Raw genomic sequence first — 14,273 nt, forward strand, 5'->3', positions numbered from 1 at the left:
CACGCGGGCTCTGGGGCGTGGACAAAGCGCGAAACCGCGAAGGATTCAGCGACAAGCGCGGCGGCTAACATGTGCTTCCATGACCAGAGCCCAGCCCACCGCCACGCAACGCAAGGCCCAGCAGGCCGCCGCGCGGCTCAGCACCCCGGCCCGCCCGGTGGACGTGCGGCTCTCGGCGCGGCGGAAGAAGACCATCACCGCCCGCTGGGAAGGGCGAACAATCGTGATGCTGGCTCCAGCCGCGATGGGCCTGGAGCGGCTGGTTGCCGCAGGAGAGGGGCTCATTGCCCGGCTGGAGAAGAAAGCCACTCGCGCCACGAACCACAAGCGCAGCGACGAGCAACTCCAGGCCCTGGCCGAGACCCTGAATGACAAATACCTAGGCGGCCGGGCGGAATGGACGTCCATCACCTGGGTGGAGAACATGACCACCCGCTGGGGCAGCTGCACACCCAGCACCGGGAGGATCCGTATCTCCCACCGGCTTAAACAGGTGCCGGATTACGTTCTGAACTCCGTGATCATCCACGAGCTCGTGCACACGTGGGTCCCCAACCACGGTGCGGACTTCTGGCATTGGGCTAGCCGCGCCCCGCAGCTCGAGCGGGCACGTGGTTACCTCGAGGCCTATCAGCGCTGGGGCTGCCCGGGTGACGGCCCGGAGCCGCAGCTCTAGCGCTCGCCGTCGCCGTTCTCGTCAACGTCGGCCTCGTCGTCCTTCGACTCCGAGCCCTCGTCCCGCTTCTCGTCCTGCTCCGGGCGGCGGCGATTGGTGCGTTCCTCGCGCGGCCCGCCCTGGCGGTTCAGCTCCGCCTCCAGCTTCTCGATCTCGCTGATCGGGTCGAAGTCCTCGTCCTCGCCATCGAAGGCCACCTTGCCGATGAACCCAGCTGGGTTGTCCAGGTCCTTCGCCGTCGGCAGCAGGTCCGGGTGGTCCCAGATACCGTCGCGCTTCTCCGCGCCCACGGCCTCGTCCAGCTTGTGCCACAGACCAGCGGCATCGTTGGCGCGCGACGCGAGCAGGGAAATGCCCACCGTCTTGCTCAGCGCCTCCATCTCCGGGGACTCGGTGTTGCGGTAGGAGGACCACGCCGCCGTCAGGATGGAAGCATTCGGCATCCGGTCCGCCAGCGCCTGGCCGACCACGTAATCCACCCAGCCCTCCACGAGGCTCAGGCTGGTCTCCAACCGCTCGCGGGCGTGCGCATTCGCGGACACGACCTTGGGGGAGAGGTCCTGACCCTGCATCTGGGCCATCATCTCCTGCATCTTCCAGGGATCATTCATGGACTCCGGGTTGAACTCCCGCATCGCCTCCTCCATCGCGGAGGTGTCCAGCGCCAACCCGCGGGCGAACTCCTCAACATCCAGGATGAGGCGCTCGGCCAGCCACGGGACGTGCTTGAACAGGCGGTGGTGTGCGGCCTCGCGGGTCGCCAGGTAAATCAGCGCCTCGCGCTTATCCGTGCCCAGCTTCTCGGCCATGGACTCCAGCTGCGCGGTCGCCACCGCCGCCACGTTGCCACCGGCCAGTGGCATGCCCCACTGCGTGGAGTGGCTGACACCCGTCGCCAGCTCGCCCAGGGTGTGACCCAACTGCATGGAGAAGTTCATCGCGTTGACCTGGCGCATCACGCCGGCCAGCGGGCCCATCTGATCCCGCATCTCCTCCGGGATCTCGCCCATCGCGGCCTCGCCGAGCTTCTCCGCCAGAGGGGTGAAGATGCGCTTCCAGGTCTCCAGCGTCTCCTCCAGCCACTGCTCCGGGCCGAAGGCGACGGAGCCGGTCGCGCCCGCAGGCAGCGTGGTCGCCCCGTCCAGCCACAGCTCCGCGAGCCGCACGGACTCCGCCACGGCCTGGGAATCCGACTGGCTCGGCGCGCTGGACTCCGCACCGCGCTGGGGGCCTGCACCAAAGCCGAAGAACAAACCACCGAACGGGTGCTGCCCACCCTCGCTGGCCTGCTGCTTGCTGCGGATGTGCTGGCGGGCGGTGCGCTCCACCATCGAATAGTTCACGGCATCATCGGCGCCCTGGCTATTCAGATCCGCGCCGAAGCCGCTAAACATCGAGCCGAACTGGTTCAGCAGATCACCGAGGTTCCCGCCGCCGAAGGGGTTCGACTGCTCAGAGCCACCCGAACCACCCGAACCGCCGAAGAGGAATTCGAAAGGGTTATTGCCTCGACCGTCGCCCTGGCCTCCGCGGCCCTCGTCGCCGTTCTGGCCATCGTTGTGGTCATCATCGTCGCGGCCGTTGTCGTCGCCGTTGCCACCGTTGTTATTGGGGTGCATGCCGAAGCCGAAATTACTCATGCTCACAACCTTACTGATCGCAGCGGACAGCCCCCATCAAAATCTGCTCCGTTCCGTGTGCTGTGAGCGAACGGCCCCGCCGTCTCCGGCCGTCGCCCTTTCATATTGACGACGTCACCCGCCGGCCTCTCCCCGGCCTCGCCTGAACCCAGCAGTCCCCACGAGCAGGTAGGGTATGAACGATGAAAATCTGGAACCGTCGCAACCGAACGATCGCGCTGGGCGCCGCCCCGGTCGTCGTCCTGGTGACCCTGCTTGGCCTGCCGAGCATCCCGGGCACCGATATCGACCTGACGGTTCCCTACGCGGCAGAGGGCAAGGGCCCGACCTTCAACACCCTCGGTGAGGAGGGCGGCAAGCAGGTCGTCGAGATCACCGGTGCGGAGACCAGTAAACCCGCCGGTCACCTCAACATGACCACCGTCTCCGTGCACACCAAGCTCACCCTCGGCCAGGCGATCGCCCGGTGGCTGACCACCGACGACACCCTCGTCCCGATCGGGCAGATCTTCCCCGCGAATAAGTCTCCCGAGGAAGTCCAGCAGCAGAACCAGGCGGCTTTTGCTGCCTCGGAATCCAACGCCACCACCGCGGCGATGAACTTCCTCAACAAGCCGCTGGAAACCGCCGTCATCGACGTCCTAGACGACGCACCGGCAGCGGGGAAGATCAAGGTCAACGACGTCATCCGCGAGGTCGGTGGGCGCCCCATCACCACTCCCGACGAGCTCGCCCGCGTAGTCGGCGAGCACGCGCCGGGCGACGAAATCGACGTCCTGGTCGACCGGCAGGGCAAGGAGGAGACGGTGACCGTCACGCTCGGCGAGCCACCGAAGCACCTCCAGCAGGCTGGCCAGGGCTCCGCCTTCCTGGGCGTGACCTCCCTGTCCCAGCCCGCGGGGGAGATCCGCGTGCGCTATAACCTGCAGGACGTCGGTGGCCCTTCCGCGGGGCTGATGTTCTCGCTCGCCGTCGTGGACAAGCTCACCCCACAAGATCTGACGGGTGGCGCGTTCGTCGCGGGCACCGGCTCCATCGACGCTGCCGGCCAGGTCGGCGCGATCGGCGGGATCACCCACAAGATCCGCGCGGCCGCTGATGCCGGGGCCGAGTACTTCCTGGTCCCCGCTGGCAACTGTGCTGAGGCGCTCACGGTGGAGGACGCCGGGCCGAAGCTGGTGAAGGTCGACTCCCTCGATGATGCGGTCAAGGATCTGGAGGGCATCCGCTCCGGCGGCGGCTTCGACACCTGCGGCTAGGGCTTAGCCAGGCCCTAGTCCACGAAGGTGGCGCGCAGCGTGGCGATCACGCCCGGCGCGATATCCTCCCCGCCCCGCAGCTCCACGCGGTCCTGCCCGAAGGGATCGGCCGCGAGCTCCTCCTCGGTCGGGCGCAGCTGCAGCAAGGTGCGCTCGGAACCATCGCCCGCCGCCGCGGCGCCATCCCGGGCGCCCGCGTCCAAGATGCCGCTGAACAGGCGGGCCTGCTGCGGCGCCGCGTCCTCGCCCAGGGAGGAATCCACGAAGGAGATTTCCTGGGCCAGGATCGCGCCCACCACCTGCGCAGGCCAGCGGATGGAGGCGACGAACTCGCCCAGCTCCTCCGAGCCGGGGCGGATGTGCTCCGGCAGGTCGTCCTGCACGATCAGGGAGAGCGGGTTGCGGTCCTCGGTGAGCTCCAGGGCGTCGGCGACCAGCTCCGTCGGGACGAGGGCGAACAGGGTAGCGGGGCGATCCCAACCCTCGGCCTGGATGAAGTCCACGGCCTCCATGAGGGCGGCGTTCAAGATGCGGTCATCGTTGAAGTTCATGGCCGAGAGTTTAGCCCGCCGGCCCATACGCGGCGGAAGCCCGCATCGGTAGGGGCAAAAACTCATTTCGCGAGGGAAGTTTTACTACGTATCCTGGACTGTTAGATCTGATTCTGCGTAGGAAGTAGTGAACCCTTGAGTATGTCGGCACAGCCTCCATCTGGCGCCTCATCTGCAAATTTCAGGCCCTCGCGCCGTTCCAAGATTATCGCCGGCCTGGTCATGGCGCTGGGTGTGGCGTTCTTCTTGGTGCCCATCGTGGTTGGTGCGTACACGGACTGGCAGTGGTTCCGTGACCTGGAATATCAGGGCGTATTCTTCAGCGTCATCGTTACCCGTGTGATTCTGTTCCTGATCTTCGGGCTGGTCGCGGGGGTGATCGTCTGGCTCGCGGCCTTCGCCGCCTACCGCAACGGGCCGACCAGCCTCGAATCTCTCGGTTCGGCCTCGCCGCTGGCCACGAACCGCCCGGCGATCCGGCAGACTGTCCGCCCGATGCTGGTGTGGCTGCCGATCCTGGCGGGCGTCGTCGTCGGCCTGGTCTCGCAGGGCAACTGGCGCCGCGCGATGCTGTTCTGGAATTCCTCTTCCTTCGGGGTGGAGGATCCGCAGTTCGGCAAGGACCTGAGCTTCTACGCGTTCAACCTGCCGATGCTGAACCTCATCCTGGGGATGCTCAGCTTCATCATCATCATCGCCTTCTTCGTCAACGGCATTGGCCACTACCTGCTGGGTTCCATCACCACCGGTAACCCGCGGGTGGGGGAGAAGGCCAAGGTCGCCCCGGTGGCCCGCCGCCAGCTGGCGATCATCGCCGGTATCTGGATGATCGTGAAGGCTGTGGGCTACTGGTTTGACCGCTACGACCTGCTCAACCGCCAGCACGACACCTTCACCGGTGGCTCCTACACGGACATCAACGCCGTCCTGCCGGCGAAGATCGTCCTGCTCGTGGTCGCCATCTTCGTCGCCGCCCTGTTCTTCCTCACCATCGTGATGAAGGACCTGCGCATCCCGGCGCTCGCCGTGGCCCTGATGCTGCTGACCTCCCTGGTCGCCGGCGTGGCCTGGCCAGCGATCCTGGAGCAGTTCTCCGTCGCACCGAACCGCGCGGAGAAGGAGCGCGAGTACATCGCCCGCAACATCGACGCTACCCGCCACGCCTACAGCCTCGGGGACGATAACGTCACCTACGAGCGCAACTGGGGCACCAAGCAGGGTGGCGAGCAGGCGGAGCGCTCCATCGCCCAGGACGACGTCACCCTCTCCAACATCCGTCTCCTGGACCCGCAGGTTTTGTCCCCGACGTTCACTCAGCAACAGCAGCTGCGTAACTTCTACGGTTTCTCCGACGAGCTCGCTGTGGACCGTTACGAGGTCGACGGCAAGATGCGCGACTTCGTCGTCGCCGCTCGTGAGCTGAACCCGAACACCCTGGAAGGCAACCAGCAGGACTGGATCAACCGCCACACCGTCTACACCCACGGCAACGGCTTCATCGCCGCCCCGGCCCGCAAGGTCGACGAGGTGGCCCGCGATGTCGGTTCCGCCCGTGGTGGCTACCCGGTCTACACCGTCGCCGACCTGCAGTCCCTAGAGCGGCGCCGTCAGGGTGGCGAGCTGGAGCTGGACCTGAAGCAGCCGCGTATTTACTTCGGCCCGCTGATCGCCTCTAACCCGACGCCGAACTCGGATTACGCCATCGTCGGCCGTACCGGCGGCAACCCGCTGGAGTACGACACCGAGGACAGCAACTACACCTACACCGGTAAGGGCGGAGTGGACGTCAATAATCCATTCAACCGCCTGATGTACGCCGCGCACTTCGAGTCGATGAACCTGCTGCTCACCGACCGCATTGGCGAGAACTCCCGCATCTTGTACAACCGCGACCCTCGCGAGCGTGTGCACAAGGTTGCACCGTGGCTGACTACGGATTCGAAGACCTATCCGACCGTCATCGACGGCCGCATCAAGTGGGTCGTGGACGGCTACACCACCCTGACGGACCTGCCGTACTCCGAGCGCACCAGCCTGACGGAGACCACGACGGACACCACCAACCCTGAGGGTGTCCGCCGTGAGCAGCTGGTCACCGACAAGGTCAGCTACATCCGTAACTCCGTCAAGGCCACTGTCGACGCCTACGACGGCACCGTCGAGCTCTACGAGTTCGACGAGAAGGACCCCGTCCTGAAGGCGTGGCGCGGCGCGTTCCCGGACGTCGTGAAGCCGAAGTCCGAGATCAGCGACGAGCTGATGGAGCACATGCGCTACCCGGGCGACATGTTCAAGGTGCAGCGTGAGCTCATCGCCCGCTACCACGTCAGCGACCCGGGCGTGTTCTTCCAGAACGACGCCTTCTGGTCCGTGCCTTCCGACCCGACCGCCCAGGAGAACAAGGGTGAGCTGGCGCAGCCGCCGTACTACGTGGTCGCCGCCGACCCGGAGACCGGCAAGCCGAGCTTCCAGCTGATCACCCCGTTCCGTGGCCTGCGCCGTGAGTTCCTGGCCGCGCACATGACCGTCTCCTCCGACCCGGAGAACTACGGCAAGATCCACGTGCGCGTGCTGCCGACCCAGACGCAGACCCAGGGCCCGAAGCAGGCGCAGGACACGATGATGTCCTCCGACGAGGTGGCCCGCGAGCGCACTCTGCTTGAGGGCACCAACGACGTCATCAACGGCAACCTGCTGACCCTGCCGGTGGGCGACGGCCAGGTGCTCTACGTGGAGCCGGTGTACTCCAAGCGCAAGGACCAGGAGTCCGCGTTCCCGAAGTTGCTGCGCGTGCTGGTGTCCTACAACGGTCAGGTCGGTTACGCGCCGACGATCGCCGAGGCCCTGGAGCAGGTTGGCATCGACCCGGCCGCTGCCACGGACCTGGAGGAAGTCGACGGCAGCGTCGTGGCTCCGGGTAAGGGCGATAAGAAGGACGAAGGCGAGTCCGATAAGGACGAAAATAAGGGCCAGGAGCAGGGCTCTGGGGCGGCCGGTCAGCTGCCACAGGGCGACGCTGCTGACAAGGTCCGGGATGCGATGGACAAGGTCAACCGCACCCGCCAGTCCGGCTCCTTCGAGGAGTTTGGTAAGGCCCTCGACGAGCTGGACAAGGCAGTCCGCGAGCTGCAGTCCCAGCAGTAGGGGTGGGCTGGGTGGCCGCGTGGCCGCCCAGTGACTAGCCCGCTGATCGCCCGTTGGTCGCAGCGCTCGATGGAAGAGCGCAGGCCAGCGGGCGATTTTGCTTTTGTATAGAGACTTGTTAGGCTAGTCGATGTTGCAGACAGAGGTCAGCCAAGGAATTGGTTGAGTCTGTACTCGCAAGCGTCGCGGGGTGGAGCAGCTCGGTAGCTCGCTGGGCTCATAACCCAGAGGTCGTAGGTTCGAATCCTGCCCCCGCTACTAAGAGCAAGGCCCCCTCACTGGAAACGGTGAGGGGGCCTTCGTCATACCTGAGGTGGCAATTATGTGGAAGCATGGGGCCATGAGCGCGAATAACGACACCTCCACGAAGCAGCCCTACAATTCCGCTGGCGAAGGCTGGGTGCACCTCACCCAGCTGGACGCAGAACACAGCCAGTCCCAGGGGGAGGGCCGTGCCGTCCCCGAGGTTCGCATCCAGGAAAAGCTTGGGCACGCGTCCGTCGTCCGTATCAGCTTCCGAAAGGGGGACGTCATGGCGGACCACCATGCGCCAGCGCCGATCATGGTTCTTGGCCAGACCGGTGAGGTCGAGTTCGACGTCGGTGGGGAGACACTTCTCATCAAGCCTGGCACCGCAATCTCTGTGGCGGCGAACGTCTCCCACGAGCTGCGGGCGGTCGACGGACCCGCCACGGTGACCTTGATGCTGATCACCGGACCCGAGGCTTAACACTCCGCCACGACACGAAAGGCAAAACAGTGCCAGAATGGAAGTATGGCTGATTTTGAGAACCCCATTGAGACCCTAAAAGATGACGAGGCACTGGAGCTGATGGGCAACCAGCAGCTCGGGCGCCTGGTCGTTCGCATCAAGGACGACTTTGACCTCTACCCGGTGAATTTCGTGGTGAGCGAAGGCAAGATTTACTTCCGCACCGCGGAGGGCTCCAAGCTTTTCACAGTGTCCATCAATGATCGGGTGCTTTTCGAAGCCGATGATCACACCGAGGACAAGGCATGGTCCGTCATCGTGAAGGGACGCGCTCGCATCCTGGAGAGGACCGACGAGATCCAGCAGGCCGACGAGCTGCCGCTGAAGCCGTGGCTGCCGACCCTGAAGTACAACTACGTGGAGATCACCCCAGAGGAGATCTCCGGCCGGCGCTTCCAGCTCGGCGAGGAGCCCGAGCGCTACTAGCACCAGCAAAAGTCCCCCATCCGGTGAGTGCGCTATTGGGGAGGGGAGAGGACGCTAGTCGCGGGGCTCGGTGCTGTGAGCCGGAGCTGTGGCTTCGGCGTCCGACTCTGCATCGGCAGCTGCCGACTCCCCAGAAGCCTCCTCCTTGGGGTCGGTGAGCCCCCTCGTTGTCCCCGGCTTCCGTAGCTCATAGGCCTCGCCGAGCGCGGGAAACATGTCATTGCCGCGCAGATAGCGCACCACCGAGTTCACCAGTGCGGCCACCGGCACCGCGAAGACCGCGCCCGCCAGGCCGAAGAGGTACGTGCCCGCGGCGACCACCACGATCACCGCCAGCGGGTGCAGCGCCACCGCGTGCCCCATCAGGAAGGGCTGCAGCACGTGGGTTTCGATCTGGTGTACCGCCGTCACGATGATCACCATGACGATCGCGGTGAACACGCCCTGATCCACTAGTCCGATCAGCGCGGGCACCGCACCGGAAATCAGCGCGCCCACGATCGGGACGAAGGAAGCGATAAAAACCAGCACCGAAATCGGAATCGCGAACGGCACCTTCATCACCCAACAGCCAATGCCGACCGACACCGCGTTCAACGCGGCGACCAACACCTGCACGTGGGCGAAGGTTCCGAGCGAGACCCAACCGCGGCGGAAGGCCTCATCCATCGGCACCTGGGATGCCTGGGGAGCCAGTGACACTAGCCACAGCCAGATCCGCCGTCCCTCGTAGAGGAAGAAGAACAGGGTGATCAGGAAGATCAGCAGGGCAGCCCCCGAGTTGACCGCCGTCGTGCCCGTGCGTACCGCGCCGTCCGCGATTGTTTTCGAGTTCTCGGACAGCGCGCCCTGCACGTGGCTGACCATGTCGGAGAGCTTCGCCTGGGTGAGTTTAAAAGGGCCGGTCTCCAGCCAATTGACGATCTGATTCACGCCCTGACGGGCGGAATCCCGCATTGCCGGCACGCCAGAGATCAGCTGGGTGGTAAACAGCGTCACACCCGCCGAGATGATCCCGATCAGCCCTAGAACCGTCAGCAAGGATGCCAGGGAGCGGGGGAGGCGCAGCTTGGCGTCGAGAAAATTGACGACCGGGGTGAGCATCGCGGAAAACAACACCGCGATGGCCAGCGGCGCCACAACGACCGCGAGCTTCTCCACAAAGCGGGCGCCGACGATCGCCCCGCCCGCGATCAGCAGCAGGCATGCGCTCCACCAGGCGGCGAGCACCAGCCCGTACGGCAGATGGGCGCGAGAGGGCAGAATCCGCTGCCTCTGCTCGGGGATAGTTTTAGCCATGTATCAAATAATAAGCCCGCGGGCGGCCTGCCACCCACCCCAGTGGGATAAAACGGTGACGGGCACACCAGGGGAGGAGCTCTAGCGCTTCAGCCCCGCGATCATGGTCTTCAAGTTGCTGCGCAGGAAGTCCTCGTAGGTCCCGGCGACCGTGCCCGGCTTGCCGAGCTCATCGGAGTGCAGCGGCTCGTCGAAGATTGGGATCCCGGCCTCACGCGAGACGGTCTGCATCGAACGCGTATCCACGTTCGACTCCACGAACAGGTGCTTCGGGCGCTTGTCCTTCAGCTGGCGCACGAGGTTACCGATCTGCGCGGGGGAGCCGTTTTCATCCGTATCGATCTCCCAGATGTAGAGCTGCTCCATGCCGTAGGTGTCCACCATGTACTGGAAGGCGTGTTCGCTGGCCACGAGCACACGATCCTCCTTCGGCAGCGTGCCAATCTGCTCGCGGTAGTCGGCGTCGATGCCCGCCAGCATGGCCTTGTACGCCGCGCCCTTCTCCTCGATCTGCTCGGCGCGCTCGGGCAGGGCTTCGGCCAGCGCTGCGGTGACGTTCTCCGCCATCGCGATGCCGACGGTCGGGTCCAGGAAGGCGTGCGGGTTGATCTCCTGATTGCCCGCCTCGTCCTTGAGGTATTTCGGCTGCACGCCCTTGGTGGTCTCGACCATCTGCGATTCATCCAGGCCCGCGGTGTTCTTTAGCTTCGCCAGCCATCCGTGCTCCCCGCCCTCGAGGTTCAGCCCGTTGTAGAACAGCAGGTCGGCGTCGCTCGTCGCATCCAGGTCCGCGGGCAGGGGATCGTAGTCGTGCGGGTCGGTGCCTGTTGGCACGAGGTTATGGACGTTCACCGCGTCGTCGCCGATCTCCTCCACTAGGTCCGCTAGCAGCGTGAAGGTGGTGACGACGTTCAGCTGCTCAGCGTCTGCCTTCTCCTCCGAGGAGAGGGTCACGGCGCCGAACACGAGGGCACCGCCCACCAGGAGGGCCAGCAGTGCGGCCAGCGGCTTGTTGCCCTGCGAGCGGGCAACCAGGCCCTTGCCTGGTGCGAAGAGGAAGGCCAGCAGGAATAGGGCGCTGGCGGTCAGCACGATCGTCACGCCGGAGGAGACGTTGTAGCTGTAGCTCAGGAATAGCCCCACCACGGAGCTGAACGCCGAGATCGCCACCGAAAGCCCGATCATCGCGCCCAGCCGGTTTGTCAGCAGGTACGCCGCCGACGCCGGAGTGATCAGCAGGGAGACTACCAGGATCACGCCCACCGTCTGCAGGGAAATGACCGTCACCAGCGTGAGCACCACCATCAGCCCGTAGTGGATCGCCCGCACTGGCACGCCAGCCGACTGGGCCATCACGGGGTCGAAGGTGCTGAGCTTCAGCTCCTTGTAAAAGACCAGCGTGAGAATCAGCACGGCAGCGGCAATACCGATCGAGAGGTTGCGGTCGGCGTCCTGAACGGTCAGGACGTTGCCGAAAAGGATCTCCGTCAGGTCCGTCGCCGTCTGCGCTTTCGCCATGAGCAGCACGCCGATCGCGAAGAAGGTGGAAAAGACGATGCCGATCGCCGAATCGTTTTTCACCGTTGAGCGTTCGCTGATCAGCCCGATCGCGAGTGTGGCGAGAAGCCCCGCGACCACCGCCCCGAGGAAGAGGTTCGTCCCCAGCAGGTAGGAGGCCGCGACCCCCGGCAGCACCGCGTGCGAGATGGCGTCGCCGATCAGGGCCATGCCGCGCAGCACGATGAAGCTGCCGACGATGCCGCAGGCCACGCCCACGATTACCGAGGTGATCAGCGCTTTTTGCAGGTAGCCGTGGCTGAGTAGTGAGTCGAGGAACTCCGCGATCATGCTTTCTCCTCCTGAAGTTCGGCCTGGCGTGGCGTGGGGTGCTCTGGCGCCGCCGGCTCGCGGATGACGAGCGCGCCGAAGGCCTTTTGCAGTACGTCGGGGACGAAGACCTCCTCGGAGGGGCCCGCCGCGACGAGCTCGCCGTTGAGGACGATGAGGTCGTCGTAGTAGTCGCGGACGGTGTTCATGTCGTGGTGTACGACGACGACGTGCTTGCCGGCATCCGCCATCTGCCGCAACAGGGTCACGATTGTCTTCTCGCTGGGGACGTCGATGCCGACGAAGGGCTCGTCCAGGAAGATGTACTCCGCGTCCTGCACGATGGCGCGGGCGAAGAGCACGCGCTGGAACTGTCCACCCGAGAGCGCGCTGATGTGGCGGTGGCGGAAATCCCACATGTCGACGTCCTTGAGGGCCTGGGTGGCTGCGTCGCGTTCGGCCTTGCCGGGTCGGTGGAACAGTCCCAGGCGTGGGTAGGTGCCCATCAGGACGGTATCGAAAACACTGGTGGGGAAGTTGCGGTCCAGGTCCGAACGCTGCTCGATATAGGCGATTGCCCGGCGCTGCTCGGCGGGGGTCTTGCCGTCGAGGGTGACGGGGTAGCCAGTAGAGGTCCCGGTCGTGCTTGTGCCGTGGACGTGGTGCTTGTCCAGGATCTGAAGCATTGCCTTCATGAGGGTGGACTTGCCCGAGCCGTTCGGGCCGATGATGCCGTGCATGCCGGCGGAGTCGAGGGTGAAGCTGATGTTCCGAATCGCGGTATTCGCGCCGTAGCTCACGCTTAAGTTGTGGACGCTAATGCTCATGGCAGCAAAGAATAGTGTTCAGCTACCTGAATTGCCAAGTTCAACACGTTGAACTTTGGGGGTGGGGGTGGTGTGGTGTAGCGCCGGGGCTGCCATGCGCGTTGGCATAGGTGGTGTCTGGCGCGGGCGCTATGGTGAGAGTGGATCACCCCCCACCTGTCACAGAAGGAACGCCCCATGCAGCGCACCACCCCGACCCATGCCCGCCACCACCGCACCCTGCGCGGGCGCATCTTGCGAGGTGCTGCGGGACTGCTGGCCAGCCTCGGGATGGCTGCCGGGCTGGGCGTTGGGGTGGCCGGGCAGGCGGCAGCCAACCCGATGGGGTCCCTCGACGCGGCACTTACTGCCACCGGCCAGCCAGGCCCACACCGCGTGCCGGGGCACTACTTCACCTCGCCCACCGCGCCGGCTGCTCAGCAGCGCATCCAGCCCCAGGCCCTCCTGGGACCATCCACCCCGATCATGGTGGGCGATAGCATCTGCACCCTGTCTGTGACAGGTATTGATGCTGCGGGAAACAAGGTGGGCGTTACCGCCGCTCACTGTGGTGTGCCGGGTAGTCCGGTGCGCTCCCTCGATGCCCCCGAGGCCGGTGTGATCGGCAAGGTCGTGAAGTTCGGCAACCTGGACTATTCCGTCATCCGGCTGCGCCCCGACGTGCAGCTGACCCGGAACTACGGTCGCGTGGCGCTGAACCGAATCGGTGGCCCGGCGCCTGCTGTGCCGAATGGGGCATGCAAGACCGGCGTAGCCACCGGCACCAAGTGTGGGCCGGTGCTGGGGCATCTTGGCCAGACCTTCGTGAGCCACATCTGCGCCTCCCTCGGGGATTCCGGCGCACCCGTCTACGCGGGTGGTCGCCTGGTGGGCATCCTCAACGGTGGTTTCCAGCCGCTGCCAAGCTGCACCACCCCGCTGCAGGGGCCACTGCACTCCCCGGCGGTGTCCACCACCTGGGATGCCATTGCTGCGGACATGAACGCGCTCGGCGGTTCCGGCGCGGATTTCCGCCTGCCCTAGCGGGTAGCGTTCGCGGAAAACGCTAGTGCACAGCACTGGCGTACCGGCGCACACCAAAACCGCTAACACCCAAGCACGAGCGCAGAACTCTCAGTCATAAAGCTGCCCCCGACGACACATCGTCGGGGGCAGCTGCGCGTTGGGGCGGGTTTCGCAAGGTCTCAGTGATCGAAAGCAGTGGCTAGCCCAACCGGCCTCGGCCGAGCTGCAGCAGCGCCTTGGCGATCTCTACGCCCTCGGAGCCGAACTCCTCGCGGAACTGGTTAATGATCGCCACCTCGCGGGTGTAGACCAGGCGGGTACCGCCGGAGCCCAGGCGGGTCTTGCCGATGGCCTTCGAGACGGCGGAGCGGCGATGGATCGCATCAATGATCGTTCGATCCATCCGGTTGATCTCCTGGCGATACTTCTGAATCTCCTCATCGGAGAGCGGATCATCGGTACCCGAGGGCATGCGCACCTCGAAGTCCTTAGCCGGAACCTCCGGCCCATCCCCGATGCCGGGGCTCATCGCTGCGCCATCTTCGCTAGTCATAGCTTTGATTGTACGTCGCGCAGCCGTGTCTGGGGCATCTACTAGCCTGGTAGACGATGAACACTCCTGATGAGCAAGACAGCCTCTTTCCCATGACCCCTGGTACCGCACGTCCGGCGGACCAGGCGGCCAGCCACGTCGGCGATCAGCCCGCCGCCGGTGCGGGTGGGCCGGAGGCAGAACAAGCCGAGGAACTGCCGCTGCCAGAGCCGGAGTTCGACCCTGAGTTCGATGCAGTTCCGCCCCCGGAGGATGCCCCGCCCGCGGGCTACGAGGAGCTGGTCGCGCTCATGA

12 protein-coding genes, 1 tRNA gene and 1 pseudogene are annotated in these 14,273 nt (G+C 65.2%); 8 read left to right on the plus strand and 6 right to left on the minus strand.

Features of this window, described 5'->3' with window-relative positions:
* Nucleotides 1-79 precede the first annotated feature (79 nt).
* Entirely contained in the window at nt 80-676 is a 597-nt protein-coding gene (locus tag Q1V78_RS01060; protein WP_300610660.1) for a SprT-like domain-containing protein, read from the plus strand.
* Here Q1V78_RS01060 and Q1V78_RS01065 read toward each other — a convergent pair.
* Nucleotides 673-2,316 (minus strand): zinc-dependent metalloprotease, encoded by a 1,644-nt coding sequence (locus Q1V78_RS01065; protein WP_300610662.1) that lies wholly within the window; start codon nt 2,314-2,316, stop codon nt 673-675. The two genes, Q1V78_RS01060 and Q1V78_RS01065, sit on opposite strands and share 4 nt — an antisense overlap.
* Before the next feature lie 182 nt (nt 2,317-2,498).
* Between Q1V78_RS01065 and Q1V78_RS01070 the strand changes: the two genes are divergently transcribed.
* Nucleotides 2,499-3,575, plus strand: a complete 1,077-nt coding sequence (locus Q1V78_RS01070; protein ID WP_300610664.1) for a PDZ domain-containing protein — start codon at nt 2,499-2,501, stop codon at nt 3,573-3,575.
* Between the two features lie 14 nt (nt 3,576-3,589).
* Here the strand turns inward: Q1V78_RS01070 and Q1V78_RS01075 are convergent, their stop codons facing one another.
* Nucleotides 3,590-4,126 carry a PPA1309 family protein gene (locus Q1V78_RS01075; RefSeq protein WP_300610666.1) on the minus strand — a complete coding sequence of 179 codons (537 nt, stop codon included), beginning with the start codon at nt 4,124-4,126 and terminating at the stop codon, nt 3,590-3,592.
* 141 nt (nt 4,127-4,267) lie between these two features.
* Here Q1V78_RS01075 and Q1V78_RS01080 point away from each other — a divergent pair, with 141 nt between their 5' ends.
* The 4 genes from Q1V78_RS01080 (at nt 4,268) to Q1V78_RS01095 (ending at nt 8,468) form a co-directional block, all read left to right on the plus strand.
* A complete protein-coding gene (locus tag Q1V78_RS01080) occupies nt 4,268-7,270 on the plus strand; it encodes a UPF0182 family protein (protein ID WP_300610708.1) in 3,003 nt (1,000 codons plus the stop codon).
* A gap of 184 nt (nt 7,271-7,454) precedes the next feature.
* Nucleotides 7,455-7,528: transfer RNA gene (locus tag Q1V78_RS01085), tRNA-Met, on the plus strand.
* Nucleotides 7,529-7,610: 82 nt separating this feature from the next.
* Complete coding sequence (locus Q1V78_RS01090; RefSeq protein WP_300610668.1) at nt 7,611-8,000, plus strand: hypothetical protein; 390 nt, start codon at nt 7,611-7,613, stop codon at nt 7,998-8,000.
* Between the two features lie 45 nt (nt 8,001-8,045).
* Nucleotides 8,046-8,468, plus strand: coding sequence for a pyridoxamine 5'-phosphate oxidase family protein (locus tag Q1V78_RS01095; RefSeq protein WP_300610670.1), 423 nt, complete (start codon nt 8,046-8,048; stop codon nt 8,466-8,468).
* A gap of 54 nt (nt 8,469-8,522) precedes the next feature.
* Here Q1V78_RS01095 and Q1V78_RS01100 read toward each other — a convergent pair whose 3' ends face one another.
* The 3 genes from Q1V78_RS01100 to Q1V78_RS01110 all read right to left on the minus strand — a co-directional run bounded on the left by Q1V78_RS01100 (nt 8,523) and on the right by Q1V78_RS01110 (nt 12,421).
* Nucleotides 8,523-9,767 (minus strand): AI-2E family transporter, encoded by a 1,245-nt coding sequence (locus Q1V78_RS01100; RefSeq protein ID WP_300610672.1) that lies wholly within the window; start codon nt 9,765-9,767, stop codon nt 8,523-8,525.
* Nucleotides 9,768-9,848: 81 nt separating this feature from the next.
* Entirely contained in the window at nt 9,849-11,615 is a 1,767-nt protein-coding gene (locus Q1V78_RS01105) for an iron chelate uptake ABC transporter family permease subunit (protein ID WP_300610674.1), read from the minus strand.
* Entirely contained in the window at nt 11,612-12,421 is an 810-nt protein-coding gene (locus Q1V78_RS01110) for a metal ABC transporter ATP-binding protein (protein WP_300610676.1), read from the minus strand. Before Q1V78_RS01110 ends, Q1V78_RS01105 begins: the two co-directional genes overlap by 4 nt.
* A 177-nt stretch (nt 12,422-12,598) precedes the next feature.
* Here Q1V78_RS01110 and Q1V78_RS01115 point away from each other — a divergent pair, with 177 nt between their 5' ends.
* Nucleotides 12,599-13,444 carry a S1 family peptidase gene (locus tag Q1V78_RS01115; RefSeq protein ID WP_300610678.1) on the plus strand — a complete coding sequence of 282 codons (846 nt, stop codon included), beginning with the start codon at nt 12,599-12,601 and terminating at the stop codon, nt 13,442-13,444.
* Between the two features lie 181 nt (nt 13,445-13,625).
* Here the strand turns inward: Q1V78_RS01115 and Q1V78_RS01120 are convergent, their stop codons facing one another.
* Nucleotides 13,626-13,955 (minus strand): chorismate mutase, encoded by a 330-nt coding sequence (locus Q1V78_RS01120; protein WP_300610710.1) that lies wholly within the window; start codon nt 13,953-13,955, stop codon nt 13,626-13,628.
* Nucleotides 13,956-14,071: 116 nt separating this feature from the next.
* Here Q1V78_RS01120 and Q1V78_RS01125 point away from each other — a divergent pair.
* Nucleotides 14,072-14,273 (plus strand): annotated as a pseudogene (locus Q1V78_RS01125) (hypothetical protein); the annotation flags it as partial.

This window comes from Corynebacterium sp. (assembly GCF_030152825.1).
Lineage (GTDB): Bacteria > Actinomycetota > Actinomycetes > Mycobacteriales > Mycobacteriaceae > Corynebacterium.

Excerpts from the sequence above, each read along its gene's own strand:
- Q1V78_RS01060 (WP_300610660.1), top strand. The coding sequence starts at position 80 with ATGACCAGAGCCCAGCCCACCGCCACGCAACGCAAGGCCCAGCAGGCC.
- Q1V78_RS01065 (WP_300610662.1), bottom strand. The coding sequence starts at position 2,316 with ATGAGTAATTTCGGCTTCGGCATGCACCCCAATAACAACGGTGGCAAC.
- Q1V78_RS01070 (WP_300610664.1), top strand. The coding sequence starts at position 2,499 with ATGAAAATCTGGAACCGTCGCAACCGAACGATCGCGCTGGGCGCCGCC.
- Q1V78_RS01075 (WP_300610666.1), bottom strand. The coding sequence starts at position 4,126 with ATGAACTTCAACGATGACCGCATCTTGAACGCCGCCCTCATGGAGGCC.
- Q1V78_RS01080 (WP_300610708.1), top strand. The coding sequence starts at position 4,268 with ATGTCGGCACAGCCTCCATCTGGCGCCTCATCTGCAAATTTCAGGCCC.
- Q1V78_RS01090 (WP_300610668.1), top strand. The coding sequence starts at position 7,611 with ATGAGCGCGAATAACGACACCTCCACGAAGCAGCCCTACAATTCCGCT.
- Q1V78_RS01095 (WP_300610670.1), top strand. The coding sequence starts at position 8,046 with ATGGCTGATTTTGAGAACCCCATTGAGACCCTAAAAGATGACGAGGCA.
- Q1V78_RS01100 (WP_300610672.1), bottom strand. The coding sequence starts at position 9,767 with ATGGCTAAAACTATCCCCGAGCAGAGGCAGCGGATTCTGCCCTCTCGC.
- Q1V78_RS01105 (WP_300610674.1), bottom strand. The coding sequence starts at position 11,615 with ATGATCGCGGAGTTCCTCGACTCACTACTCAGCCACGGCTACCTGCAA.
- Q1V78_RS01110 (WP_300610676.1), bottom strand. The coding sequence starts at position 12,421 with ATGAGCATTAGCGTCCACAACTTAAGCGTGAGCTACGGCGCGAATACC.
- Q1V78_RS01115 (WP_300610678.1), top strand. The coding sequence starts at position 12,599 with ATGCAGCGCACCACCCCGACCCATGCCCGCCACCACCGCACCCTGCGC.
- Q1V78_RS01120 (WP_300610710.1), bottom strand. The coding sequence starts at position 13,955 with ATGAGCCCCGGCATCGGGGATGGGCCGGAGGTTCCGGCTAAGGACTTC.